Source organism: Sphingopyxis sp. sgz302558, assembly GCF_057220455.1.
Genome location: NZ_JBXPUZ010000001.1, coordinates 225,645 through 251,033 on the forward strand (window position 1 = coordinate 225,645; position 25,389 = coordinate 251,033).

The 25,389-nt window shown below is 63.8% G+C and carries 26 protein-coding genes; 19 read left to right on the plus strand and 7 right to left on the minus strand.

The genetic code is table 11. The features are described 5' to 3' along the window. Window positions 1-29 precede the first annotated feature (29 nt). Together crtD and AC2TC0_RS01130 are read left to right on the plus strand one after the other, a co-directional pair. Entirely contained in the window at window positions 30-1,592 is a 1,563-nt protein-coding gene (gene crtD / locus AC2TC0_RS01125; protein WP_484715653.1) for a 1-hydroxycarotenoid 3,4-desaturase CrtD, read from the plus strand. Window positions 1,593-1,657: 65 nt separating this feature from the next. Continuing rightward, the gene (locus AC2TC0_RS01130; RefSeq protein WP_484715654.1) at window positions 1,658-2,428 is read left to right on the plus strand and encodes a hydroxyneurosporene dehydrogenase; all 771 of its coding nucleotides are present in this window, start codon (window positions 1,658-1,660) and stop codon (window positions 2,426-2,428) included. Here AC2TC0_RS01130 and AC2TC0_RS01135 read toward each other — a convergent pair. Genes AC2TC0_RS01135 through bchI form a run of 4 tightly spaced genes read right to left on the minus strand, consistent with a single transcriptional unit; the run spans window position 2,425 to window position 6,144 of the window. Then, on the minus strand, window positions 2,425-2,574 hold the full coding sequence (locus AC2TC0_RS01135) for a hypothetical protein (protein ID WP_484715655.1): 150 nt from the start codon (window positions 2,572-2,574) through the stop codon (window positions 2,425-2,427). The two genes, AC2TC0_RS01130 and AC2TC0_RS01135, sit on opposite strands and share 4 nt — an antisense overlap. A 23-nt stretch (window positions 2,575-2,597) precedes the next feature. Continuing rightward, on the minus strand, window positions 2,598-3,476 hold the full coding sequence (gene bchO / locus AC2TC0_RS01140; protein ID WP_484715656.1) for an alpha/beta fold hydrolase BchO: 879 nt from the start codon (window positions 3,474-3,476) through the stop codon (window positions 2,598-2,600). Next, window positions 3,473-5,140 carry a magnesium chelatase subunit D gene (locus AC2TC0_RS01145; RefSeq protein WP_484715657.1) on the minus strand — a complete coding sequence of 556 codons (1,668 nt, stop codon included), beginning with the start codon at window positions 5,138-5,140 and terminating at the stop codon, window positions 3,473-3,475. The genes bchO and AC2TC0_RS01145 overlap by 4 nt, the downstream gene beginning before the upstream one ends. Next, complete coding sequence (bchI, locus tag AC2TC0_RS01150) at window positions 5,137-6,144, minus strand: magnesium chelatase ATPase subunit I (RefSeq protein ID WP_484715658.1); 1,008 nt, start codon at window positions 6,142-6,144, stop codon at window positions 5,137-5,139. Before bchI ends, AC2TC0_RS01145 begins: the two co-directional genes overlap by 4 nt. 302 nt (window positions 6,145-6,446) lie before the next feature. On the opposite strand from bchI, the gene hppD reads away from it, so the two are divergent. Genes hppD through AC2TC0_RS01165 form a run of 3 tightly spaced genes read left to right on the plus strand, consistent with a single transcriptional unit; the run spans window position 6,447 to window position 8,829 of the window. Then, window positions 6,447-7,547 carry a 4-hydroxyphenylpyruvate dioxygenase gene (gene hppD / locus AC2TC0_RS01155; protein WP_484715659.1) on the plus strand — a complete coding sequence of 367 codons (1,101 nt, stop codon included), beginning with the start codon at window positions 6,447-6,449 and terminating at the stop codon, window positions 7,545-7,547. Further along, window positions 7,544-8,089 carry a VOC family protein gene (locus tag AC2TC0_RS01160; RefSeq protein WP_484715660.1) on the plus strand — a complete coding sequence of 182 codons (546 nt, stop codon included), beginning with the start codon at window positions 7,544-7,546 and terminating at the stop codon, window positions 8,087-8,089. The genes hppD and AC2TC0_RS01160 overlap by 4 nt, the downstream gene beginning before the upstream one ends. Next, the gene (locus tag AC2TC0_RS01165; RefSeq protein ID WP_484715661.1) at window positions 8,086-8,829 is read left to right on the plus strand and encodes a 16S rRNA (uracil(1498)-N(3))-methyltransferase; all 744 of its coding nucleotides are present in this window, start codon (window positions 8,086-8,088) and stop codon (window positions 8,827-8,829) included. The genes AC2TC0_RS01160 and AC2TC0_RS01165 overlap by 4 nt, the downstream gene beginning before the upstream one ends. Here the strand turns inward: AC2TC0_RS01165 and AC2TC0_RS01170 are convergent. Beyond that, on the minus strand, window positions 8,810-10,633 hold the full coding sequence (locus tag AC2TC0_RS01170) for a CshA/CshB family fibrillar adhesin-related protein (protein ID WP_484715662.1): 1,824 nt from the start codon (window positions 10,631-10,633) through the stop codon (window positions 8,810-8,812). The two genes, AC2TC0_RS01165 and AC2TC0_RS01170, sit on opposite strands and share 20 nt — an antisense overlap. A gap of 257 nt (window positions 10,634-10,890) precedes the next feature. On the opposite strand from AC2TC0_RS01170, the gene AC2TC0_RS01175 reads away from it, so the two are divergent. The 3 genes from AC2TC0_RS01175 to AC2TC0_RS01185 all read left to right on the plus strand — a co-directional run bounded on the left by AC2TC0_RS01175 (window position 10,891) and on the right by AC2TC0_RS01185 (window position 15,698). Then, window positions 10,891-11,754, plus strand: a complete 864-nt coding sequence (locus AC2TC0_RS01175) for a proprotein convertase P-domain-containing protein (protein ID WP_484715663.1) — start codon at window positions 10,891-10,893, stop codon at window positions 11,752-11,754. Window positions 11,755-11,790: 36 nt separating this feature from the next. After that, on the plus strand, window positions 11,791-13,179 hold the full coding sequence (locus AC2TC0_RS01180; RefSeq protein ID WP_484715664.1) for a glutamate--cysteine ligase: 1,389 nt from the start codon (window positions 11,791-11,793) through the stop codon (window positions 13,177-13,179). Window positions 13,180-13,364: 185 nt separating this feature from the next. Further along, the gene (locus AC2TC0_RS01185; protein ID WP_484715665.1) at window positions 13,365-15,698 is read left to right on the plus strand and encodes a TonB-dependent receptor; all 2,334 of its coding nucleotides are present in this window, start codon (window positions 13,365-13,367) and stop codon (window positions 15,696-15,698) included. Between the two features lie 53 nt (window positions 15,699-15,751). On the opposite strand, the gene AC2TC0_RS01190 is transcribed toward AC2TC0_RS01185, so the two are convergent. Further along, window positions 15,752-17,167, minus strand: a complete 1,416-nt coding sequence (locus AC2TC0_RS01190; protein ID WP_484715666.1) for a methyltransferase family protein — start codon at window positions 17,165-17,167, stop codon at window positions 15,752-15,754. 249 nt (window positions 17,168-17,416) lie between these two features. Between AC2TC0_RS01190 and AC2TC0_RS01195 the strand changes: the two genes are divergently transcribed. Then, window positions 17,417-18,601 carry a M23 family metallopeptidase gene (locus tag AC2TC0_RS01195; RefSeq protein WP_484715667.1) on the plus strand — a complete coding sequence of 395 codons (1,185 nt, stop codon included), beginning with the start codon at window positions 17,417-17,419 and terminating at the stop codon, window positions 18,599-18,601. A gap of 10 nt (window positions 18,602-18,611) precedes the next feature. After that, window positions 18,612-19,007 (plus strand): bactofilin family protein, encoded by a 396-nt coding sequence (locus tag AC2TC0_RS01200; RefSeq protein WP_484715668.1) that lies wholly within the window; start codon window positions 18,612-18,614, stop codon window positions 19,005-19,007. A 3-nt stretch (window positions 19,008-19,010) separates the two neighbouring features. Here AC2TC0_RS01200 and AC2TC0_RS01205 read toward each other — a convergent pair whose 3' ends face one another. Beyond that, the gene (locus AC2TC0_RS01205; RefSeq protein WP_484715669.1) at window positions 19,011-20,519 is read right to left on the minus strand and encodes a YifB family Mg chelatase-like AAA ATPase; all 1,509 of its coding nucleotides are present in this window, start codon (window positions 20,517-20,519) and stop codon (window positions 19,011-19,013) included. A gap of 175 nt (window positions 20,520-20,694) precedes the next feature. Between AC2TC0_RS01205 and AC2TC0_RS01210 the strand changes: the two genes are divergently transcribed. The 9 genes from AC2TC0_RS01210 (at window position 20,695) to yidD (ending at window position 25,345) form a co-directional block, all read left to right on the plus strand. Beyond that, window positions 20,695-21,066, plus strand: coding sequence for a DUF1428 domain-containing protein (locus AC2TC0_RS01210; RefSeq protein WP_484715670.1), 372 nt, complete (start codon window positions 20,695-20,697; stop codon window positions 21,064-21,066). 1 nt (window position 21,067) lies between these two features. Then, window positions 21,068-21,877: a VOC family protein gene (locus tag AC2TC0_RS01215; RefSeq protein ID WP_484715671.1), complete on the plus strand. Its 810-nt coding sequence runs from the start codon at window positions 21,068-21,070 to the stop codon at window positions 21,875-21,877. Beyond that, window positions 21,870-22,592: a dihydrofolate reductase family protein gene (locus AC2TC0_RS01220; protein ID WP_484715672.1), complete on the plus strand. Its 723-nt coding sequence runs from the start codon at window positions 21,870-21,872 to the stop codon at window positions 22,590-22,592. The genes AC2TC0_RS01215 and AC2TC0_RS01220 overlap by 8 nt, the downstream gene beginning before the upstream one ends. Next, window positions 22,592-23,248 carry a glutathione S-transferase family protein gene (locus AC2TC0_RS01225; protein ID WP_484715673.1) on the plus strand — a complete coding sequence of 219 codons (657 nt, stop codon included), beginning with the start codon at window positions 22,592-22,594 and terminating at the stop codon, window positions 23,246-23,248. The genes AC2TC0_RS01220 and AC2TC0_RS01225 overlap by 1 nt, the downstream gene beginning before the upstream one ends. A 132-nt stretch (window positions 23,249-23,380) precedes the next feature. Continuing rightward, complete coding sequence (locus AC2TC0_RS01230; RefSeq protein ID WP_484715674.1) at window positions 23,381-24,142, plus strand: alpha/beta hydrolase; 762 nt, start codon at window positions 23,381-23,383, stop codon at window positions 24,140-24,142. A 55-nt stretch (window positions 24,143-24,197) separates the two neighbouring features. After that, window positions 24,198-24,521 carry a hypothetical protein gene (locus tag AC2TC0_RS01235; protein ID WP_484715675.1) on the plus strand — a complete coding sequence of 108 codons (324 nt, stop codon included), beginning with the start codon at window positions 24,198-24,200 and terminating at the stop codon, window positions 24,519-24,521. A 118-nt stretch (window positions 24,522-24,639) separates the two neighbouring features. Next, entirely contained in the window at window positions 24,640-24,774 is a 135-nt protein-coding gene (gene rpmH, locus AC2TC0_RS01240) for a 50S ribosomal protein L34 (protein WP_003046693.1), read from the plus strand. A 35-nt stretch (window positions 24,775-24,809) separates the two neighbouring features. Beyond that, window positions 24,810-25,136 (plus strand): ribonuclease P protein component, encoded by a 327-nt coding sequence (gene rnpA, locus AC2TC0_RS01245; RefSeq protein WP_484715676.1) that lies wholly within the window; start codon window positions 24,810-24,812, stop codon window positions 25,134-25,136. After that, window positions 25,133-25,345 carry a membrane protein insertion efficiency factor YidD gene (gene yidD, locus AC2TC0_RS01250; RefSeq protein WP_484715677.1) on the plus strand — a complete coding sequence of 71 codons (213 nt, stop codon included), beginning with the start codon at window positions 25,133-25,135 and terminating at the stop codon, window positions 25,343-25,345. Before rnpA ends, yidD begins: the two co-directional genes overlap by 4 nt. Window positions 25,346-25,389 lie beyond the last annotated feature (44 nt).

The window sequence follows — 25,389 nt, forward strand, 5'->3', positions numbered from 1 at the left end:
CAAATATTTAGCGATGGAGGCGAACCAGCGTGGCGCAGCGCCAGGACCCTGTGGTGATTATCGGCGCTGGAATCGGCGGACTGGTCGGTGCTGCGCTGTTGGCGGCGCGCGGGGTTCCGGTAACGCTGATTGAGCGGGCGGACCACCCGGGCGGCAAGGCACGGCAACTGCCGGTGGGCGACGTGATGGTCGATGCCGGCCCGACCGTTTTCACCATGCGCCCGATCATCGATGCCATCTTCGCCGAAGCGGGGGCAACCGTGGACGATCATGTGGTCTTACGCCGCGCGACTCGCCTTGCGCGTCACAGCTGGGGACATGGCGAACGGCTCGATCTCTTTGCCGATTTCGAAGAAAGCTGCGACGCAATTGCCCGTTTTGCCGGGATGAAGGCCGCCGAGGGCTATCGCAGTTTTGCCGCCGAAGCACGGCGCATCCACGACATCCTCGACAAAAGCTTTTTGCAGAACAGCAAAACTTATCCCCCCGGGCTGATGTGGCGCATTGGGTTATGGCGTATCGGCGCACTGCTCGCGATCCGCCCATATGAAAGCTTGTGGAAGGTCATGGGCGAACATTTTGCCGACCCGCGCCTGCGCCAACTATTCGGTCGCTATACCACCTATTGTGGCTCCTCGCCGTTCAAGACCCCGGCAACCTTGATGCTGATTGCCCATGCCGAGGCGCAGGGGGTGTGGGAAATTGCCGGCGGCATCAGCGCGCTGGCGCAGGCGCTCGCCAATGTCGCCGCGGCCAATGGTGCGACGCTGCGCTATGGTGATGGAGTCGCGCAAATCCTGACCGCACGGGGACGCGCTGCCGGTGTCGCGCTGGCTAGCGGCGAACGCCTTGCCGCGTCGGCGGTGCTGTTCAACGGCGACCCCGCCGCGCTGGGAACGGGACTGCTGGGCCCCGACGTCTGCGGCGCTGCGCGCGCCACACCGGTGAAAGCGCGCTCGCTATCGGCGATGGTGTGGCTGGCGCACGCCCGCACCAGCGGCTTCGACCTTGCCCACCATAATGTGTTTTTCTCCGGCGATTATCCGGCCGAGTTCGACCAGCTGGCGCGCGGCGAGGTGCCGCAGCAGCCCACCGCCTATGTTTGCGCCCTGGATCGCGGCGAGGGTCGCGCCGCACCAGCAGACCGCGAGCGATTGCAGATTATCGTCAATGCGCCGCCCAACGGCGACACCCATGAATATGTTGCAGAGGAGAGGCAAAAATGCACAGCGAACATGCTGGCGAGCTTGCGGCGCGGCGGACTGGAGCTGGAATCGGGGTCTCCGCATCATCTGCTTACCCCGACGGATTTTTCGGCGCGCTTCCCGGCGACGGGTGGAGCCCTTTATGGACGGGCCTCGCACGGGTGGGCGGCAAGCTTCCTGCGCCCCGGCAGCCGGACCGCGATCCCTGGGCTTTACTGCGCGGGCGGGGCGACCCATCCGGGCGCGGGGGTGCCGATGGCCGCCTTATCGGGGAAGCTGGCGGCACACGCGCTGTTGTCCGACCTTGGTTTGACGAAGCTGTCACGCCCCAGGGCTATCGCTGGTGGTATGTCGACGCGATCAGCGACGACGGGCGCCACGGCCTGACCATCATCGCCTTTATCGGCAGCGTTTTTTCCCCCTACTACAAGCGATCCGGGCGCAGCACGCCGGTGAACCACAGCTGCCTCAACGTCGCGCTCTATGGCCCACGCGGCCGCTGGGTAATGACCGAGCGGGGACATCACGACACCATCCAGAGCGCCGACGAGCTGGCGATCGGCCCCAGCGCGATGCGCTGGGAGCGCGACCGGCTGATCATCGATATCGAAGAACGCGACATCCGGCTGGGCGTGCCGTGGCGGCGGCGCGTTGCCGGGCGGGTCACCTTACACCCCGTGATGCTCAATCCGCAGGCATTCAAGCTTGATCCAGCGGGCCGCCACCATTGGCATGCAATAGCCCCGCTGGCACGGGTCGAAGTCGACATGGCACAGCCAGGTCTGCGCTGGTCGGGAAACGCTTATCTCGACGGCAATTATGGCAGCGAGCCGCTGGAAGCCGGTTTCAAACATTGGCAATGGTCACGCGCGCACGTCGGCCGCGAAGTCGCGGTGATTTACGAAGGCGAACGCCGCGACGGCAGCCCCTTTGCCAGCGCGCTGCGCTTCGACCGGCGCGGACGGGTGCAGGACGAGGAATTGCCCCCCGTCGCTCCGCTTCCCCGCACCGGATGGCTGATGAAACGCACGACACGCGCTGACCGAGGGTTCGCCCGCGTAGCCAAAACCTGGGAAGACGCCCCCTTCTATGCGCGTTCCAAACTGGCCATGAACCTGTTCGGTCAGCCGGTGACCGCGGTGCAGGAAAGTATCGCGATGGACCGGCTGGTGCACCCCGTGGTGCAATTCATGCTGCCCTATAAGATGCCGAGGGAAGCCTAGTCCGGCTTGGCGTCTTTGCCTGCGGCCTTTTCCTTGTCCTTGGCAATCTCACGGTTGATCGAGCGCAGCTGCCAAAAGCCCAGCCCCAGCGCGACGACGCCGACGAAGATGATTTCGATAAAGCCATAATTGTCGAGTGAACCCATCGCCTGTCTCCTCCCGGCCACTGCTACGCCGGCGCGGCACCCTGCGCAAATGCCGTGATGATGGCCACAGCTTCCGCCGGTGCCTCCTCATGCGCCAGATGGCCATGCGCGACCCGCTGGGTTTGACAACCCGGGATCAGCGCCGCTGCAGCCAGCACATCTTTTTCCGCAATCGCCGCATCACGGGCCCCGTGTACCAACAGCACTGGCCCAGCAACCGCACCCAGCCGGTCACGCAATGGCTCCAGCTGCCAGTTCGCCATCATCCGGATGGCGCCGTCGCAGTGCCCCGAAGTGCGGAACAGGCGCTGGTAGTATCGCTCGCCATTGGCATCGATGGTCGAACCCGTGGCCCGCTGCAAAAACTTCGCGGTTTCGCCCGGTCCACTTGCCAGCCGCGCGAAAATGATGGCCACGAACGGATTGGAGAATAATATCTTGGCAAGCGCAGGAAACAGCCGTGCCGCAAGACCGGGAAAGGGCATCAGCGCGGGCGTGAAGCCCACCACCCGCGCTTCCCAGCCGCGGGTTAGCGTCAGCTGCAGCCCGATGGCCACCCCGGCGCTGTGCCCGACAATCAAGTCCGGCACCGCGCCCAGTTCATCGAGCAACACCCCCACCGACGCCGCCATCCCCGGCAGCGTCGCGCGTCGACCCAGATTGGGCCGGGTAAAGCCATGGCCAGGCAGATCCATGGCAATCACGCGGTAATGCTGCGCCAGCAGCGGCAGCACATCCCGCCAGCTGTGTGTCGCCGCGCCCGTGCCATGCAGCAACAGGCAGACAGGGCCGCTGCCCATCTCCTGCACATGCCAGCGATAGCCGTCGGCCGCGACAAAGTGGCTGGCTTCGCGGTTGGGCCAGTCGGCGCCGTCACGCTCCCATTCGGGATAGCGGCTCACGGCGCGCCTACGCTTTCCACAGCTGCGACTAGCGCGGCGCTGCCTGCGCGGGGTAGCGGGACGTAACGCCCCCCCAACGCCTCAGCGAGCGACGCCGCCTCGGCCGTCGGGCGCGGGGCGATGTCGATGACGACGCTCGCATGCCCGGCGCTGCGCAGCGCGTTAGCCGCCACCTCGGCTTCGGCCATCGCCTCGGCACGGCCGGCGCTACCGTCGCGCCGGACATTGGCCTTACCGTCGGTCAAGAGCGCGATGACCGGCGTCTGTCCGCTACGCTGGGCGTTGCTGGCAAGTTGCTGCGCCGCGATCAGGCCAGCAGCCAGCGGCGTGCCCCCACCGCCCGGCAATTCGGCCAGCGCCCGGCGCGCGCGCGTTAACGACCGCGTCGGCGGCAACAGCAACTCGGCGCCTTCCTTGCGAAAGGCAATCAGCGCGACCTGCGCGCGTTTGACATAGGCCGCGGCCAGCATCAGCTCGACGGCGCCCTTGGCCTCGGCCAGCCGCGACATGGCCGCCGAGCCCGATGCATCGACGGCAAAAATGGTTAACGTCCCGCGCCGCTCCTCAAACGCGCGCACGCGCAAATCATCTTTGCGAATATGTACCCGCCGACCATCAGCCGGCTTGGCATCGCGGCGGCGGATGGCCTGCCACGGCGCGGCGGCACGCAGACTGGCGATCAGCGCCAATTTCCGCCCTTGCCCGGGCACCCCCGGTCGCGCGCCCAGCGGCCGCCCGCGATGTGCCGATTTCTGTCGGTCACCGCTGCGCCCGCCCGTCGCACGCCCACCCCCGCGCGCACGGCGCTCAATTTGGTCGAGGATGTGCGGCGGAATGGCGGCGGCAGCGGCCTCCAGTACCAAATCGTCCAGCTCGCTAGGGTCGATGTTACGGGCGCTGTCGTCACCGGGTTGGTCGTCGGGTGGCGACGCATCTTCGCTCTCGGCTTCCGGCGGCGGCGCGGGTTGCGGCACCATCGTCGCGCGTGGAGCAAGCGCTAAGCGCACGGCGGCGGCGATGTCGTCGTCATCCACGCCCGATTTATCATGACGCGCAGCATGCGCCCGCGCCGCAGTGTGCACAAAGTTGAGCGCGCGGACCGATGTGACGCCAAGGGCGGAAGCAGTGGCGGCGAGGACAGTCAGCTGCACGTGATCGAGCTGCGCAACATCGGCAATGGCTTTATTCCCCTTTTCCGTCTGCCCCGAGCTTGTCGAAGGGCGAGCGGAGTAGGATAAACTCCCCACATCGCAATGAAAGGCTACTCGCTCGGCCAGCGCCGCTGGCACTCTCTCCTCCGCCTCGCGTCCATCATCCAGCAGGATCATCGTCAGTCCACCGGCGTCCATTGCCTGCGCAAGATGCGCCGCAACATCGGCGCGCAGACGTTCGGCCATCGGCACTACCACTGCTCCGCTTCGCGCGGCTTCGAGCAATCCGGGACGCATGACCGTGGCGCCGCTGGCAAGCGTTGCGGTCAGGTCGAGACCGCCCAGCAACCGTTCGGCATCGACATTGGCGGGAATACGCACCAGCGGCGCAATAGCCGCCGAAATCTCGGCTAGCATCGCGTCGCGGGCCGGTCCGTCGCCGCGCAAAATGATGCCGCCAAAGCGCTGCGGGTCGCGCAGGAACAGGGTCAGCGCAAGCGCTGCGTCACTCACCCGAAGAGCTCGGCCAAAGCGCGCTCGATCCGCACCGTGGAGCCGGTTTCATCGAGCACATTGCGCCGCAGCCGGTGGCGCAGCGCGAGCGGCGCGACGGCTTTTAGGTGCTTGCGTGTCGCTGCCTTGGCGCCGTCAAGCGCCGCGCTCGCCCGCGCGGCGCGCAACAATGTCAATTCACCGCGCAAGCCGTCAGCGCCCACAGCCTTACACAGCTGCGCCATATCTTCGAACAGCGCGTCAGGCACCGCAACCTTGTCGAGCGCCGCTTTGGCGCGCGCGATGCGCTTCAAGATTTTGGCATCGGCTTCGGCCCATTCGGCGGCGAAAGCGGTCGATGCAGTTTCGTGCGCGGCACAGCGTTTCATAATCTCGACGCGGTCGGCGATGGCCTCGGGCGTACGCACCTCGACCGAGAGGCCAAAGCGGTCGAGCAATTGCGGGCGCAACTCGCCTTCTTCAGGGTTGCCGCTGCCCAGTAGCACGAAGCGCGCAGGGTGGCGCACCGACAGCCCGTCACGCTCGACCAGATTCTCGCCCGACGCTGCGACGTCGAGCAACAGGTCGACCACATGATCCTCAAGCAGATTAATCTCGTCGATATACAAAAACCCGCGATGCGCTTTCGCCAGCAGTCCGGGCTCGAAGCGCCTTTCGCCATGCGCCAGCGCGCGTTCCAGGTCTAAAGTGCCGAGCACCCGGTCCTCGGTCGATCCCAGCGGCAGGTCGACAAAAGGCACGGGCGCCTTCACCGCCTTCACCTTCGCCGCAGGATCATAATCGGGGCTGCGTTCTATCTCTTCGGGTGCACAACCAAAGCGGCAGCCCTTGACCACGCTAATCGGCGGTAACAATGCGGCCAGCGCGCGCGCAGCGGTCGACTTGCCCGTCCCGCGGTCGCCGAAAATCATCACCCCGCCGATGCGCGGATCAACCGCCGCCAGCAACAATGCGCGCTTCATCTCGTCCTGACCGACGATGGCGCTGAAAGGAAACCCACCCATAGCCGCTATCGCTAACACAGCAGCGGGGGAGCGCAAGCGGCAGGCACACGAACCCGCGCATTTAACGCTGTCCTACAGCGCGCAAATCTGCTTCATTCGCCCCGATACAAATGCTTCGCGCGCCTGTTGCGCTTACCCTGCATCGCAAAGTCATGTTGAAAATGGCCGAGGGGGAGGGGGAGGGTATCCTTCTACTTTCTGAGAAATGCGCGGTTTTTGCGCTACAGGGAACGGCTTGACTTGCCCCCCCTGGATAGGGATAATTGGTTTCAAGTGAAACTAAATTGACACAGGATAGTTAGATGTCCGATTTGTTCGACAATCCGCTGGGCCTCGACGGCTTTGAATTCGTCGAATTTTCCGCGCCCGAAAAAGGCGTGCTCGAACCGGTGTTTCAGGCGATGGGCTTTACCCTGGTCGCACGCCACCGTTCAAAGGACGTCGAACTGTGGCGGCAGGGCGAGATCAACCTGATCGCCAATTACGAGCCGCGCTCACCCGCTGCCTATTTCGCCGCCGAGCACGGGCCATCGGCGTGCGGCATGGCGTTTCGCGTGCGCAACGCCGCCAAGGCCTATGCCGAAGCGATCGAGCGCGGCGCCGAACCGGTCGAAAGCAAGACCGGCATCATGGAATTGCGCATCCCCGCGATCAAAGGCATCGGCGGGGCGTTCATCTATCTGGTCGATCGCTATGCGACGCTCGATGAACCCGACGCCTTGTCCATCTATGACATTGATTTCGAATTTGTGCCCGGCGTGGACCGCAATCCGGTCGGTGCAGGTTTCAAAAAAATCGATCACTTGACCCACAATGTCTATGCCGGACGCATGGCGCATTGGGCGGCCTTTTACGAGCGCGTCTTCAATTTCCGCGAAATCCGCTACTTCGATATCAAGGGCGAATATACCGGGCTGACTTCCAAGGCGATGACGGCGCCCGACGGCAAAATCCGCATTCCCTTGAACGAGGAAGGCAAGGCGGGTGGAGGCCAGATCGAGGAATATCTGCGCGAATATAATGGCGAGGGCATCCAGCATATTGCCTTCATCTGCGACGACCTCATCACCTGCCTCGACCGGCTCAAGGCGAACGGCGTGCCGCTGATGACCGCGCCGCCCGCCACCTATTATGCGATGCTTGAAGAGCGGCTGCCCGGCCACGGAGAACCGGTCGAAGAACTGAAGGCGCGCGGCATTTTGCTCGATGGATCGACCGAAGCGGGCGATGCGCGCTTGCTGCTCCAGATATTTGCGCAGCCGCAGATAGGCCCCGTGTTCTTCGAATTCATCCAGCGCAAAGGCGACGAAGGCTTTGGCGAAGGCAATTTCACCGCGCTGTTCAAATCGATGGAGCGCGACCAACTGGAACGCGGCGCGCTGGCGGTGGAGAGTGCAGAATGAGCCACCCGGTCAAACTCGGCGGCATCCATCACGCCGCTTATCGCTGTAAAGACGCCAAAGAGACGGTGGAATGGTATGAACGCGTGCTCGGCATGCGGTACACCACCGCATTTGCCGAGGATCATGTGCCATCGACGGGCGAATATGACCCCTATATGCATGTATTTCTGGAGGCCGGGAACGGCAATATCCTTGCCTTTTTCGAACTGCCCAACCAGCCGGAAATGGGCAAGGATCCCAATACGCCCAAATGGGTTCAACACCTCGCCTTTCGCGTGCCGACGCTCGATGCTTTGCTCGCGGCGAAAGCGCATATAGAGGGCGAAGGCATCGACGTGCTCGGCCCGACGCATCATGGCATTTTCAAATCCATCTATTTCTTCGACCCCAACGGCCACCGCGTCGAGCTGGCCTGCGACATCGGCACGGCCGACCAATATGCCGAACTCGCGCGGGTCGCCCCGCTGATGCTCGACGAATGGAGCCAGACCAAAAAGGCCCCGCGCCACGCCGACTGGCTGCATCAGGCGGCCAATGAATGACGGCGGTGCCCGCCTGGCCCCCAGCCAGCACACCGCGCCTTTATGTCGCTGAACCGCTCAGCGAAGGCGCCAGCCTGACCATCGACGGCAATGCCGCCCATTATCTGCGCAACGTTATGCGGATCGCCGATGGCGCGCCGCTGTGCCTGTTCGACGATGTCAGCGGCGAATGGCTGGCTAGCTGCTCGCTGTCCGGCAAGCGCAGCGTGGTCGCGACGCTGACGCACAAGCTGCGCAACCGCGAGGCCGTGCCCGACCTGTGGCTGTGCTTTGCACCGATCAAAAAAGCGCCGCTCGACTGGCTGGTGGAAAAGGCGACCGAACTTGGCGCGGCGCGGCTGGTGCCGATTATGACCGAGCGCACGATCGTCGACCGCGTCAATTTGGACCGGCTGCGCGCCATCACGGTCGAGGCCGCTGAACAATGCGGGCGCACCGCACTGCCCGAACTGGTCGCGCCGATCCGGTTGCCTACGCTGCTCGCCGACTGGCCCACCGGACGCACCCTGCTGTTCGCCGATGAAGCCGGCGGAGATCCGGCGGCGAGCGCAATGGCGGATTCCCCTGCCCCTGCCGCGCTGCTCACCGGCCCCGAAGGCGGCTTCACGGACCGCGAGCGAGCACTGGTTTTGGCGCACCCCGCCACCCGCCGCTTTTCGTTGGGACCACGCATATTGCGGGCGGAAACGGCGACTCTCGCCGCCACAGCCATATGGATGGCTAATTCACCCGACCCCTGAACCGCAGGGTAAAGCTGGGCTGGGTCGTCGCCGTGGCCGCGGCCATGGTGCCGGTCGGGGCGATCCGCACCCCCCGCACATTGGGGTCATAGCCCGCCGCTGGCGTATAGGTGAAGGGCGCGCCGCCGCTGGGCTGGCTGGAAAAACTGACCATCGTCGCGGGATTGAAGGCGTTGAGACCGCTAGCCGTCGTCCCATTGGTAAAGGTCACCGGGGTCGATGCGTCGTAGGTGAAATTGGCGGGCAGGACATCGGCAACGATAATTGAACTCGCGGTCACCGTCTGGTTGCCAGCGTTGGTTACGCTGATGGCATATTCGACCACCGCGCCCGGGATCAGCTTGGGATTGATGGTGCCATTGACGGGATCGGAAATGACCGTCGATGTTTTGGTCACCACCAGATTGGCGGTGGCCAGCCGCGTGTTGGTCAGTGTGCACGTCACGACATCGCCCAGTTGCGGTGTCAGCGCGCCTGGATAGGTCGTTGGCAGCACGGTCGAAGATGACCCGAAAGCGTTGGTGCACGCCATGGTCTGGCTGTAGTTGCCCAGGTTTCCGGTACCCGCAGCAATCTCGTCAAGCGTTAGCGCGGTACCCGCGGTCATCTGTACCAGCCCAGTATCACCGCCGGTCACCGTTCCCCCCGTGCCACTGGTCGTCGCCGACGCCAGCACTGCTGCGCCATTACGGATCCGAACCGTGAACTGATCCCCGGTAAAGCGCCGTCCGGAGCCGCCCAAGGCTTTGCGCAATTGCACGTGCGGAAAGGCGGCATTGGTGAAATTGCAGACCAGCGCGTCGCCAAAGGCCAGCGCGCCAAGCACATAGCTGGTCGTCTGCACATTGACCGGCAACGGAGTCGAAGACCCCGACGTACTGTTGGTACAGGTCAGCGACGATCGATATTGGCTGATGCTGCTGACGCTGCCTGCGGCCATGGCTTCGCTGAGCGTCAGCGAAATGCCCGACGCCAGGCTGACCGCGGTGGCGGCGAAGGGTCCATTGCCGGTGCCCGTCGTCGTTCCCGTCGCCAGCGTGCCGCCCGATGAAGTCGCCGTGACATTGAAGGTGAACTGATCCGCTGCGTTCACCCGCGCTCCGGTAATCAGCTTGTTCAAGCGGATGGACGCAAATCGCACCGCGAACATGACCCCCTGCAACCCGCCCGCCTGCAACTGGGCGGTTACCGTGGTGGGGCTGTTCGACCCGACGATATGCCCCCCAACCGTACCGGGCGCACCAGTTACCGTGAAGGTGGTGGTGCCTGCGCCGCTGATTGCTGGATAATTGTTGCCGCTGATCGGCGGCACAATATCCAATACCGTCCAGGCCGACCCATTGGTCGTGTAAATCAGCGACTCACCATCGTTGGACGATTCGGCATCGGCCACCACAAAGCTGTAAGCCGTCACCGCGCTGGCCCCGGCGGGCGGGGTGATCAAGATGTTGGAGATGGTGATGAGGCGGGTCCCAGCCGCAGCAGTGTAAAGGATGGGCCGCCCGGGAATCCCGAGAAAGGCGGTATTGCCCACCGCAGCACCGGTCCACGATGGCGCCGCCACGGCATTGAAGGCCGTTCCAGACCCTAGCGTTACCCGCAAGTTGAACGTCAGCGTCGACCCGTCCGTCAGCGTGTAGGAAAAATTCTGTCCCGCCCCCGAACGTGCCGCTGTGTCATTGTAGGTGGCAAAATTGAGCCAGCAGTAGGTTTGCCAGCCATCGGGCGCGGTGCCCTGCGTTGTCGCCGGTGAACAGGTTTGCGCAGCCGCAGGCGCGGCGGTGAACAGCGCCGCCGATGCCATTGCCAAAAGCAACAGCAGCCTCTTGATTGCTGGCCGAACCCCCCTAGTCACACTGAAGCCTTATTGGTCAAAACCCTGGTTGCCTAGCCCCGCTGCGCCGAGATAAGGCCAAAATTAACCATTGTTTGAGACAGCGGGTTATGTCTGGCGGGCGCGCATTGTTGCTGGCGAGCCGATGTACCAATTTGTCGGCTTGGTCACAGCCGCGGGCACTTGTGTGCCTGCTCGCTGCGCTGTCGCTTATGGCGTGGCCCGGCGTGGCCGCAGCGCAAACGCAAACCACTTATTCAAACGCCGCCGGCGGCGGGATTTCCGACGTCAGCTGCAACCTCCCCATCGCCTCTCAGCTTACCCGGACATTCACTGTTCCAACCTCCTACATCGTTGGCGATGTCAACTTGGGCATCTTGCTGGATCACACCTACCGCAGTGACCTGCGCATCTTTCTCACCTCGCCAGCGGGGACCAGCGTCAGCTTGCTGCCGTGGACGACCAATGTCCAATCGGGCAACAATCTGAATGATCTGTTCGATGATGAGGCCGCTGCGGCGATTACGTCGCACAATGCGACAGTCAACGATCCACTGACCCCCACCCCTCCACCTTACAACCACAGCTTTCGGCCCGCGAACCCGCTCAGCGCCTTTGACGGTCAGGATGCAGCGGGCACCTGGAGCCTGCGCATTTGCGATGCTGTCAGCGCCGATACCGGCAATTTTCGCCGCGCCGATCTGCTCATCACCTCGACCAGCCTGTCGACGGTGAAAAGCTCTACAGCTGTCAGCGACCCCATCAACAATGCCACCAACCCCAAAGCGATTCCCGGTGCGACGGTGCAATATTGCATTTTGGTCACCAACAACGGCAACGCCATGACGGCCGCGTCGACCAACATCTTGGTCAACGATCCCGTGCCGTCGAACACCACTTATGTGACCGGCAGTTTGCGATCGGGGCCCAGTTGTGCGGGCGCGACCATAGTTGAGGATGATGACAATGTCGGCGCCGATGAGAGCGACCCTTTCGGCATGGCTTTTTCCGGTGGCATGGTCTCCGGCAGCGCCGCTTCGCTTGCTGCCAACGATACCTTTGCCATGGTTTTTCAAGTCACAATAAACTGACTTGTCGCCCCCGCGATGCCCCCCTAAACCGCAGGCATGAGCACACGGCAGGTTTCAAAAGAAAACGATCCCTTCATCGAAAGCCGCGAACAGTTGCTCGCGCCGATGCGCAAGGGCGAAAAGCCCAAATCAGCCTGGCGCATTGGCACCGAGCATGAAAAATTCGTTTACCGCACCGCCGACCATCGCGCCCCCAGTTATGACGAGCCCAGTGGCATTCGCGACCTGCTCATGGCTCTGACCCGATTTGGCTGGGAACCAGTGCTTGAGCGTGGCCCAGATGGGACGGAAAACGTGATCGCGCTGGCGGGAAGCGATGGCACCGTCAGCCTCGAACCGGCAGGTCAGCTCGAATTGTCAGGTGCGCCGCTCGCCAACCTACACCAGACTTGTGCCGAAACCGGGCGCCACCTGAAACAGGTAAAGGAAGTGGGCGCCGAACTTGGCTTGGGCTTCCTTGGACTTGGAATGTGGCCCGACAAGACTCGCGCTGAGCTGCCAATCATGCCCAAGGGGCGTTACAAGATCATGCTCGACCATATGCCGCGCGTCGGCACGATGGGGCTCGACATGATGCTGCGTACCTGCACCATCCAGACCAATCTGGATTACAGCAGCGAAGCGGACATGGTGCAGAAATTTCGCGTCTCGCTCGCGCTGCAACCCGTCGCCACCGCGCTGTTCGCCTCGTCACCCTTTACGGAAGGGCGGCCAAACGGCTTCCTCTCCTATCGCAGCCATATCTGGACCGACACCGACCCGGCGCGCACCGGCATGATCCCTTTCGTGTTCGAGGATGGCTTTGGCTACGATCGCTACGTTGACTATATGCTCGATGTGCCGATGTATTTCGTGTTTCGCGACGGCAATTATATCGACGCGGCGGGCCAGTCGTTTCGGGATTTCATGAAAGGCGAACTGCCGGCGCTGCCCGGCGAACTGCCGCGCGCCTCCGACTGGACCGACCATCTGTCGACCGCTTTCCCCGAGGTCCGACTGAAAGGCTATCTCGAAATGCGCGGGGCTGATGGCGGGCCATGGAATCGCATCTGCGCACTGCCCGCCTTGTGGGTCGGGCTGCTCTATGATCAAGGCGCGCTCGACGCCGCCTGGGACCTGGTCAAAGGCTGGAGCATTTCCGAACAACAAGCGCTGCGTGATGCTGTGCCGCGTCAGGGGCTGTGTGCCCCCGCCCCCGGCGGCGGCACCGTAGGCGATCTGGCCAAACAGGTGCTCGAGATTGCGAGCGCGGGGCTGATCGCGCGCGGCGAAGTCAATGCCATGGGTGATACCGAGGTCGGCTTCCTTGAGCCGCTGCGCCGCATCGTCGCCAGTGGCATCTCGCCCGCGCACGACCTCCTCAAACGCTATGAAGGCCCGTGGGGCGGCTCGCTCGACCCGATTTATGACGAGCTGAGCTTTTGACTTTGTCATAAAAGCCAGTCCGGCTGTCACAAACCGCCGCAATTTTGCAACAGTCATGCAATTATTCGCGAGTGCGCTGCGTCAGCCGTTGACGCTGGGCGGCGCGCGCGACAACGGCGCAGTGATACCCGACTTGGGTTGCAATGCGATACGCGTTCCCCCTTTTTGCAACAGGAGCAAAGCCGATGCGCCGCCTGATTTCTGTTCTTTCGCTAACCACTGCCCTGACCGTCACTGGCTGGGCCGTCCCTGCCATTGCGCAAGACACGACCGCGCAGGAGGACGGGACGTTGGGCGACATCATCGTCACCGCACAGCGCCGTGAGGAAAATCTGCAGGATATTCCGCTGTCAATCACTGCCGTGGGCGGCGACAAATTGGACGCGATCACCGCGGGCGGCGTCGATGTGCGCGGCCTGTCGGGGCGCGTCCCCAGCCTGTTGATCGAAAGCTCGTTCGGCCGCACCTTCCCGCGCTTTTACATTCGCGGCCTTGGCAATACCGATTTCGACTTCAATGCGTCGCAGCCGGTCAGTTTGGTCTATGACGATGTCGTCCTAGAAAACCCGATCCTGAAAGGTTTCCCGGTATTTGACCTTGACCGCATCGAAGTGCTGCGCGGGCCGCAGGGCACCCTGTTCGGGCGCAACACGCCAGCGGGCATCGTCAAGTTTGATTCGGTCAAGCCGGGCGACGACACCAATGGCTATGGCCGCATTTCCTGGGGCCGCTACAACAATGTGAACGCGCAAGGTGCCGTCGGGGGCCGCCTGTCCGACACCGTTTCGGCCCGCCTTTCCGCCATGTATCAGCGTCAGGACGATTACATCGACAATGTCCTGCCGTCCGGCACCACCAATGACGCGCTGGAAGGTTATGAAGAATTTGCCGCGCGCGCCCAGCTGTTGATTGAGCCCGGCGACAATCTCGACATCTTGCTTGGCGGGCAAATCCGTTCGCTCGATGGCACTGCACGCGTGTTCCGCGCCAATGTATTCACCAAGGGGCAGTCAGGGCTTAACGCCAATTTCCGCCGCAATCGGGTGTCCGTCGATGGCCAGAATGAACAGGAAGTCGACACTTGGAACCTGTCAGCGCGCATCACCTATGATGCCGGCGCAGTCGATATCATCTCGGTCACCAGTTATTGGGACGGCGACGCCACCTCGGTCGGCGATGTCGATGGCGGCTTTGGTGCCAACTTCCTGCCGCCCAACCTGACCGGTCCGGGGCAGATTCCGTTCACCGCCGAAACGCGCGACAGCGTGCCGAGCTTGAAGCAGTTCACGCAGGAGCTGCGCATCGCCAGCAATGGCACAGGGCCGCTGTCCTATCAGGCGGGCGTCTTCTATTTCGATGAAGACCTGACCATCGTCAGCGAGAATTACTCGACACTGGGCGATCCCAACAATGCGCCGGGCGGCGTCAACATATTGGTCGCGCAGGACCAGCAGAGCGAAGCCTGGGGCGTGTTCGGCTCGCTCACCTATGAACTCACCGACGCGCTGTCGGTGACCGGCGGCATCCGCTACAACAATGACAGCCGCGATTTCGTGGTGGTGCGCAGCCGCGACACCCAGTTCCCCGCCTTCCTGCAAAACCCGCTGGGCACCGTCACCCGCTCGGTCGAGGATGACAATATCACCTGGGATCTGAGCGCGACCTATGCCGCCAGCGACGATGTGAACCTTTATGCCCGTGTCGCGCGCGGCTATCGTGCGCCGTCGATCCAGGGCCGTGTGCTGTTCCCGCCCGCGACCGCCACCCCGCTGGAAGACGGCGTGACCATCGGCGACGCCGAAACCATCCTGTCGTGGGAAGCGGGCGTCAAGACGACGTTCCTTGACGGACGCGGCCGTTTCAATCTGAACGGCTTTCTTTATAACCTCGACGATGCCCAGCTGACGGCCGTCGGCGGCGGCGTCAACGCCAACCGCCTGATTAACGCAGACAATGTGCGCGGCTATGGTTTTGAAGCCGACCTCGAACTGCGTCCGGTGCCCGAGCTGACGCTGACCGCAGGCCTGTCGTACAACAATACCGAAATCCGCAGCGCCGGTTTGACCACGGCGGCGTGCGGCGCTGTGCGTACTGACCTGTTGCCCGCCGATCCGTCGCTGTGCACCGTCACCGATCCAATCGTGACCCCGGCCGCACCGTTCAGCGCCGCGATCGTCAACATCGACGGCAACAGCCTGCCGCAAAGCCCCAAGTGGATCGTCAACTGGACCGCGCGTTACGGCATCCCCGTGGGCGACGGCGAAGTTTACGCCTACACCGACTGGGCCTATCGCAGCCGCATCCATTTCTTCCTGTATCGCTCGGTCGAGTTTACCGACGCGCACATGCTCGAAGGCGGGCTGCGCATCGGTTACAAGACCGATAGCTTCGACGTGGCTGGCTTCGTCCGCAACATCACCGGCGACACGTCGGCCGTGGGCGGTATCGACTTCAACAACCTGACCGGTTTCGTCAACGAACCGCGGATCTGGGGGATCGAAGCCGGGTTCAAGTTCTGAACCCTCTTACCCGCTAATCAAGGGGCCTCGGCAGCAATGCCGGGGCCCTTTGTTCAGGCGACAGGCCCGACGGCGGGATCGGGTTGCAGCACCACCAGCGGCTTCGCCCGCCCAGTTAGCCGCGCGCACAGGCGTGGGATTAGCGCATGCTGCTGCGCCCAGTGCCAATAAGCGGCATAGGCCGGGTCAGCGAGGAGGTGCTTTTCCTCGGTCTTAGCGCGCCAATAGTAGACCAGGCTCACTGCGCCCAACAGCACCGCGTTGCGCAGTCCTTCGACCAAGCTGCCTGACGTCACCAGAAATGGCATCGCCCCCAGCCACCAGGTCAGATTCTTCGCGACATAAGCGGGGTGGCGGGTAAACCGGTATGGGCCGTGGGTGATGATGCCGCGGTGCGTGAGGTTCGAAAAGCGAATGCCGAACGCTAGTGTCGCCCAGCTGTAAACCGTCGTTAGCCCTGCGAGCAGCACACCCCAGACGATCAACAGTCTATCGTTCGCTGTAAACCAGTAACCCCAATCCGCTGTCCCGGCGTGATAGTCGAGCGGACCGCCCGCGTTCATCAGGATGAAGGGCGGATAGCAGATCAGCGCCGCGACCCAAGCCATGCCATAGGGATTGGCGGTGCGGATATGCGCATCGAGCGGCTTGACCGTCAGTATGTAGCCCACGGTCGCGACATGGACGTCAATCAGGAACAGGAAGTTGATCGTCCACAGCGCGAGGGCGTAAGGATTGGCCGTGACCTCGGCGATAGGCACGCTGACCAGGCTCGCAAAGTTGCCCGGCACGATCGACAGCATGAAGGCGGTAAAGAAGCCCTTCACCGCCCAAGCGCGCAGATGATGGCCGATGGCGCGGCGCGCGTCCGCATCAGCGCCTTGGCCCATGAGCCAGCTGCCGAACGCATGGCAGCCATCGCGCGGATCAATGAGCCGCCGGTCAAGCCACAGCACATAGGGCACCGACAGCAAAACGAGCGCCGGCAGCACCGCACCCAGCAATTGCATCGAGAAAAGATACTGCCCCTGCCAATAGTAGCGCAGGGCGCCATAGGCCAAGGCAATGAGGCCCCATGTCGCCCATAGCCCGGCGAGCTTCATAAAGCTGATGTCCAGTGTTTCGCGCCATGGACGCCGCAAGGCCCAGTTGATCCCGGTGGTTGGGCTGCGGTGCACGCGGTCGACCAGCACCGACCACAAGACCATCGGGATGGCACATGCCAGCACGCTGGCTATCGCCGAACTCGGCCCGCTCATCACTCCGCGATTGCCCCAGTCGACGCCGAAAAAAGAGGCGATTTCGGGGGCGGTGCGCGCCGCGAGCAGATAGAAGATCAGGCCAGCCAATCCAGCATAGCCGACACCCGCGCTGACCGCCGAGCGCGGACGCGCGGTTGCCACCGCCACCGCATCGGGCGGCGGCGCGGCAGGGGTCGGGGCGGCGACCAGTGGGCGCATCAAAGTCATTATCCTTGCGCATAACCGCCAAAAGTTAGGGAGGCGTCAACCGCCGCGAATCGTTTCAATATGGGACAGGTGATTCGCTTGCCGGGGTCGATTCGGCGGCTTGTTCCACGGCTCACCTTGTTGATGGTTCGACTCGGCCCGAGTCTGCCGCGCAAGATTCGGACTCCGCGCGCGGGGCTGCTAGGGGCCTCCCACAATCGGGGGGCAATGCAAAAGCAACGCCCGACAATAACGGATGGGGTCGTCACCTTGCCATCACTACCGACTGGCCTGAGCCAGTGGCGCAACCGTGTTGCTGCCCTGTTTCAGGACCATGAGATTTTTGTTCGCACGCACGGCGAAGTCCGTTTCGTGCGCATCAGCGCGCGCTTGCAAAAGCGTGTGGCGGCGATTGCCGCGCTCGTCCTGTTTGTCTGGGCGGCCTTCACCGTCGCCATGCTGGTCAACCAGTGGCTGACCGCCGACGAACGCGCCGCCGTCGCCGCGCAGCAGGCCAAGGCGGCGGCAGCGGAAGCCCGCATTGCCAAATATCAGGGCCGCGTCACCGAGACCGCCGCCGACCTCGACGAGCGCCAGACGCAGCTCGAGGGCTGGGCCAAAGAGCATTTTGGCGAGGACGCGGGCGCGCTGCCCGCAGCCGATGCCGCCGAACCCGCCGAACCGCTGAAAACGACTTTTGTGATCGACCCCAGCCTGCCGCCCGAAGCGCAGGCGCTCGCGCGCATCGAAGCGCGGCAGGAGGCGTTCGCCGGGCGCTTGCTTGCCGCCGTCAACGCCCGCGCCGCGCAGGCCGAAATGGCGGTCGCCAAGCTGGGGCTGAACCCCAAGGCGTTGGTCCAAAATGCCCAGCGCGGTCGCGGTGGTCCCTTCATCCCCTATAAGGGCCGCCTGGGCCGCGCCAAGGCGCTGGGACCTGCCTTTGCCGCGCTGGAAGGCGCGCTGTTCCGTATGGAAGTGCTGGAACGTACGCTGGTCGCCATGCCGTCAGGCAAGCCCGCCAGCATTACCCTGATGTCCTCGGGCTTTGGCTATCGCAGCGATCCGTTCAACGGCGGGGCGGCGATGCATAGCGGACTGGACTTCAAAGGGCCGGTGGGCACGCCCATTTTGGCTGCCGCGCCTGGCCGCGTGGCCAGCGTCGGCTGGCAGGGCGGCTATGGCCAGACCATCGAGATCGACCATGGTCAGGGCATCATGACGCGCTATGCCCACCTGTCAGGCTTTGACGCGCGCGTGGGCCAGATGGTCGCGGCGGGCGACAAGATCGGGCGTATGGGATCGACCGGACGTTCGACCGGCAGCCATTTGCATTTCGAAGTCCGCATCAACGGCGCCGCGGTCAATCCGCGCCGCTTTCTGGAGGTGAACAAAGATGTTCTCGAAGCCAAAGCCGACGCCCGAGAGCGCGTCGCCGCCGTCGCCCGGAACCAATAGGATGGCAAGCATGGCCACCGGCGCGCGCCACACCACTTTCTCGATTCTGGGTGCCGATGTCGTCATCACCGGCAATGTGTCGGCCAGCGTCGACTTGCACATCGACGGCAAAATCCAGGGCGACCTCAAGTGCGCCAATCTGGTGCAGGGCGAGGCAAGCGAAATCAAGGGCAGCGTTGTTGCCGATTCGGCGAAGCTGGCCGGCGCCATCGACGGCAGCATCGAGGCCAAGACGTTGGTCATCCACGCCAGCGCGCGCATCACCGGCGACGTCACATATGAAAGCGTGACCATCGAACAGGGCGCGCATGTGGACGGCAAACTGACCCACCGCCGCGCAGGGGTTGCGAAACCGGCGCTGGGCGTGGTGGGTGGCAGCGGCGGTGAGGGCCAGCTGGCGGGGTAACGCCTACCCCCGCACCCCGATCCGCCGGTAGCTCAGCGCTTCGGCGATATGGATGCGGCCAACTTTTTCTGCGCCGGCGAGATCGGCAATCGTCCGGGCCACACGCAAAATCCGCGTATAGCCGCGCGCGCTGAGGCGCATGGCTTCGGCGGCCTGGGCCAGCAATTTGTGGCCGGGTTCGTCGGGGGTCGCGGCGCTTTCCAGCAAGTCGCCATCGATTTCGGCGTTGGTGCGCGCGCCTGTCCCGGCATAGCGCGCCGTTTGCCGGTCGCGCGCGGCGGCGACTCGTGCGGCTACCTCGGCACTCCCCTCCGCGGGCGGCGGCAGGACCAGATCGGCGGCGCTGACCGCCTGCACCTCGACATGCAAATCGATCCGGTCGAGCATCGGGCCCGAAACCTTAGCCTGATAATCGCCCGCGCATTTCGGCGCGCGGCTGCAGGCCAGCGCGGCGTCGCCCAGATGGCCGCAGCGGCACGGGTTCATCGCCGCGATCAGCTGGACGCGCGCCGGAAAGGTGACGTGGCTGTTGGCGCGCGCGATACTGACCTCGCCCGTTTCGAGCGGCTGGCGCAGCGAATCGAGCACAGTGCGCTGGAATTCGGGCAATTCGTCGAGGAAGAGGACGCCAAGATGCGCGAGGCTGACCTCGCCCGGGCGCACGCGCAGGCCCCCGCCGACGAGCGCGGGCATTGAGGCGCTGTGGTGCGGCGCGCGAAACGGTCGGGCGCGGACCAATCGCCCTCCTTCAAGCTGCCCCGCGACCGAAGCGATCATCGACACTTCCAAGGCTTCGGCGGGCGTAAGGTCGGGCAAGATGCCCGGCAAGCACGCGGCCATCAGCGATTTGCCCGCGCCAGGCGGACCGCTCATCAGCAGATTATGCCCGCCTGCCGCGGCGATTTCGAGCGCGCGTTTCGCGACTTCCTGCCCCTTCACTTGGCGCAAATCGGCGCGGCGCACCGGTTCCTCCACCGTGCCAGGTTGCGGCGCGGGGAGCAGCGCATAGCCCTTGAAATGGTTGAGCAGCGACAGAAGGTCGGGCGCGGCGAGCACCTCGACATTGCCTGCCCAAGCCGCTTCCGGACCCTGAGCAACGGGGCAGACGAGACCCTTGTTTTCCGCCCCCGCATGCAGCGCCGCGAGCAATACGCCCGGCGACGGTGCCACGCGACCATCGAGACCGAGCTCACCGACGACAACATAGCTCGCCAGCGTCTCAGCATCGATCACGCCCATCGCGCCGAGCAGCGCCAGCGCGATGGGCAGGTCGTAATGCGACCCTTCCTTGGGCAGGTCGGCGGGCGACAGATTGACCGTGATAACCTTTGGCGGGAGCGACAGGCCGATGGCGGCAAGCGCGGCGCGAACGCGTTCACGGCTTTCTCCCACCGCCTTGTCGGGCAGACCGACGATGATGAATTTGGGCATGCCGGGGGTGATCTGGCACTGCACCTCCACCCCGCGCGCTTCGAGGCCGAGATAGGCGGTGGTGGAGACAATCGCGACCATGGTGCACCTGCGCTGTCAGAACAATGTGCTTGCTTTGTTCCGCTGAGCTTGTGACAATAAAGCGCGAGGGCGTCGAGTCTTTTTCGCAATCGTCGGGCAGGCAGCACTCCCTGTCGAAAGCGCCGTGGATTTGCCGCGCACAACGGTTAGCCTTTGCCATGGAGGGAGAAACAGCATGACCTATATCGACGGATTCGTGATCGCGGTGCCGAAAGCCAACCGCCAGAAGTTCATCGACCATGCCCAAATGGCCGACGGCATGTTTATCGAAATGGGGGCAGTCCGCGTGCTTGAATGCTGGGCCGACGATGTGCCCGAAGGCAAGACAACCGATTTCCGTATGGCGGTGAAGGCCGAGACTGACGAAGATGTCGTCTTTAGCTGGATCGAATGGCCCGACAAGGAAACGCGCGACAGGGCCTATGCCACCATGATGGCCCCCGATTTCAAAGACCCGCGCATGGACCCTGCGAAGAACCCGATGCCGTTCGACGGCAAGCGCATGATCTGGGGCGGTTTCAATCCTGTCGTCGCGATGGAGAAGTGACATGGCCAACCGGCACGGCGACTTTATCTGGTACGAACTGCTGACCAGCGATGCCGATGCAGCGGCGGATTTTTATGCCAAGGTTGTTGGCTGGACCAGCAGCCCGTCGGGCCAGCCGGGCATGGATTACCGCTTCTTTTCCAGCGGTGACGGCAGCGACATGGCCGACGGCGTTGGTGGTTTCATGGCAATCACGCCCGAAATGGCCGAGCACGGCGCGCGGCCGGCATGGATCGGCTATTTGGCGGTCGATGATGTCGATGCCAGCGTCGCGGCGATTACGGCGGCCGGCGGGGCCGAGTTGATGCCCGCAATGGACCTTGACGGCGTCGGGCGCATGGCAATGGTTGCCGACCCGACGGGGGCGCCCTTCTATGTGATGAAGGGCGCGTCCGACGAGACAAGCCACAGCTTTGCCGCAACCGAGCCGAAAGTTGGCCATGGCGCATGGAACGAGCTGGCATCGCGCGACCCCCACGCTTCGAAAGCCTTTTACACCGCGCAGTTCGGCTGGGTGCAAGACGGCGACATGGATATGGGAGACAGCGGCAAATATGAATTTCTGTGGGCGTCGGGCAAGCGTTTCATGCAGGGCGCGGTCATGCATGCCGTGAACGACGAGCCGTCGCACTGGCTGTTCTATTTCCGCGTCGCTGACATTGATGCGGCGCACGGGGCGGTTACGGCGGCGGGTGGCTCCATCTATCAAGAGCTACAGGAAATCCCAGGTGGCGATTTCAGCCTCATCGCACTGGATCCCGACGGGGCGCACTTCGGGCTGGTAGGCGCGCGGAGAAGTGGCCGTGCGTAAGATCCGGGGCAGCGCCTTCGTCAGTCTTGACGGTGTCATCCAGGCCCCCGGCGGGCCCAGCGAAGACCCGACCGGCGGATTTGCCCATGGCGGCTGGCTGCCGCAATTTTTCGACGAGGATGTCGGGGCGGCAATCGACGCTTTCTTTGGCGAATCCTATGCCTTGCTATTGGGGCGGCGCACCTATGAGATTTTTGCGGCCTACTGGCCCTATCTGGGCGGCGACACGACGGGCATTGGCCAGCTGTTCGAGGCAAGCGGCAGCGACGATGGCGAGGCGGAGGCGCTGGCCATGGCCGCGGCGTTTACCCGCGCCGACAAATATGTATTGACCCGGGGCGCTCCCGATCTGGATTGGGCGAACAGCCATGCGCTGGCCGACTTTGACGCGCTGCGCGCGATAAAGGCCAGCGACGGCCCCGACCTATTGACCCAAGGCAGCGGCACGCTCTATCCCCAATTGCTGGCCGCGGGTCTGCTCGACCAATTGACGATGATGATCTTCCCTGTCGTGGTGGGCAGCGGCAAAAGATTGTTCGGCGAAGGCACGCCCGCGCAGGGCCTGCGGCAAGTGGCACATCAGGTGACGCGCACCGGCACCATAATCGCTACCTACGAGCCCGGCGCGGCCATCGAACATGGCTGGGCCGGGCCGCAATCGACCAGTGCGCGCGAAGCCGACCGCCAGCGACGGATGGCGGAGGGGATTTGGTGATGGAATATTTTGGTCACCCCTTCTCCTCATACACCTGGAAGGGCGAGATTGCGCTGATCGAAAAAGGTGCGACCTATCGATTTCGCAACGTCGACCCGAGCGAGCCCGACAATGGCGCCGTGCTTGCAGCGCAGTCGCCCAGCGGCAAATTTCCGATCCTGATCGACGGCGAACGGACGCTGTTCGAATCCAGCATCATCATCGAATATATCGACCGGAAAATGCCGCACGCCCCGGCGCTGATCCCGCAAGACTGGGACGCCGCGCTGAAAGTGCGGCTGATGGACCGGATGTTCGATAATCATGTTATGGGCAACGCTCAGGCCATTGTTGCCGAGCATTTGCCCTTCATAACTCCAACCCCCGACGAAAACCGCATCGCGCGTGCCCGGCAGGAACTGCTGAAAATCTATGGCTGGCTGGAAACCGTGCTGCTGCCCCATGGCTGGGCGTGCGGTAATGATTTCAGCATGGCCGATTGCGCCGCGGCTCCGTCGCTGTTCTACGCGGACTGGGTGCAGGAGATCCCCCACAGCCTGACGACGCTGCGGGCCTATCGCGCGCGGCTGCTCGAGCGGCCATCGGTTGTACAATGCGTCGAGGCCGCACGCCCCTACCGCCATTATTTCCCGCTTGGGGCGCCAGATCGGGATTGACGGCCTGTTTCGGCGACCATGCGGGGCGACATAGCTTGCACGGTTCCCTAGCCAGCTCAATCAGCTAGGTTAACGCGACGCTTACGCTACGCCTTACCGTATCGTTGACCGTCACGCGCGTAGCAACGGGGGATGGGCTCGCCGCTTTCCCTGCTGCGCACCGCGCTGGTGGCTCTGGTTGCCGCCGTCCTCGCCTTTGCGCCCGCGTATGCCGGGAGCGAGCACTTCATCACCATCGAAACCACCGTCGAATATGAAATTGTCGATGTCGATGTCGATGTCGATGACGGCGATGGCGATGGCGCCGATACGGTCGTCGGCGACACCGGCGCCAGCAAGCGCCACGCCCCTGCCCCGGGTCTGCTGCGCGAAGCCGCAGCGGGACCGCGCTATGGCCCCTTTACGGTCGTCGATGGCGAAACCGCGCGGATGGCGGGCAGCGTGACCGGCGCGACGCCGCAAGACTTCGCCGCGATGCTCGCCGCGCACCCGGGCCTGAAGCGCATCGAGCTGATCGATTGCCCAGGCAGTCTGGACGAAGAGGCCAATCTGCGTCTGGCCCGCATGGTGCGCCGCGCAGGGCTGGCGACGCATATCCCCGAAGGTGGGTCGGTGCGATCGGGCGCGGTTGAGCTGTTTCTCGCGGGCGTCACGCGCAGCGCGCACCCTTCGGCCGAATTTGGGGTGCACAGCTGGCGCGACGAAGCTGGTCTAGAGGCGCGCGATTATCCGGCGGACGATCCAGTGCATGCCGAATATCTGGACTATTACCGTGAAATGGGGCTGGATGCCGATGCCGCGCGGGCCTTTTATGCGCTGACCAACGCCAGCAATTATGACCAGATGCGTTATCTGACCAAGGCCGATATTGCACGCTATGTCGCGCTGAATTGACCAATTGTCGGTCGGGCGCTTGCCGTCCGGCACAGCGCGCCCCACTTGAGCCGACATGGCCCGCCGCTCGCTCTATCAACGCATTCGCCAGAACGCATGGGTGCGCTTTGCACTGTTCCTGCTCGGCTGCCTGCTGCTGATCCTGACGCCGATCATCGGGCTGCTGCCCGGCCCGGGCGGGATCATCCTGTTCCCCATCGGTATGGCGCTGACGCTGCAGAACAGCACCTGGGCGAAGCGCATCTATGGCCGGTTCAAGCGGCGCCACCCGCGCTATGCGGCTTGGTCCGACCGGCTGATGCGCCGCCCGAGTGCGCTGCGCCGCCGCGCGGCAGAAAAGCTGCGCTCGGTGGGCCACCAAGGCGCGGATGGTGATTGACTTTCGCGGCGCATGTGCCTAACGGCACCCTCCACCGGCGGCCGCACGCGTGTTGCGGCCCTTTTTCGTTGATTTTGGCGGTCCGATTCGGACCCGGATGGATTTTGAGGACAGCTCGATGAAGCGCACCTATCAACCCAGCCGCCTCGTGCGCAAACGGCGCCACGGCTTCCGCGCCCGCAAGGCAACCGTCGGCGGCCGCAAGGTGCTCGCTGCCCGCCGCGCGCGTGGCCGCAAGAAGCTGTCGGCCTGACCGCCACGTCGGGCGATGGCGCGGTGCTGCGCCAGATGACCGCGCGCAGTGAATTTCTGGCGGCGAATCGCGGTCAGCGTTTTCCCACCCCCGGCTTTGTCCTGCTTGTCCGCCCGCGCGGCGACGCGGACAGTGCGCTGGGCATGGGCTTTACCGTCAGCAAGAAAGTCGGCAACGCTGTGACGCGCAACCGCATGAAGCGGCGGCTGCGTGCGCTCGCCCGTGCCGCTTTGCCGCAGCGCGGTATCGCCGGGGCCGACCATGTGTTCATCGGGCGGCACGGCGGCAATGATGTTGGTTTTGCCGAACTCGCCGCGCAATTGGACAGCGCGCTGGCGCGCGCCGCGAAGAAGTTGGCATGATTGCAAAAGCGCTGATCCTGATCGCGCGCGGCTGGCAAATCGGGCCATCGCGTATTCTGCCCCCGACTTGCCGCTACAGCCCGTCTTGCAGCGCCTATGCCATCACCGCGCTGTCGCGCTATGGTGCGATGAAGGGTGGCTGGTTGGCGATAAAGCGGCTATTGCGCTGCCACCCTTGGGGCGGCCATGGCCACGACCCGGTGCCGTGACGGCATCCGTTCCCCGAAATTTGAGACGAAGAAAGAGCCATCCG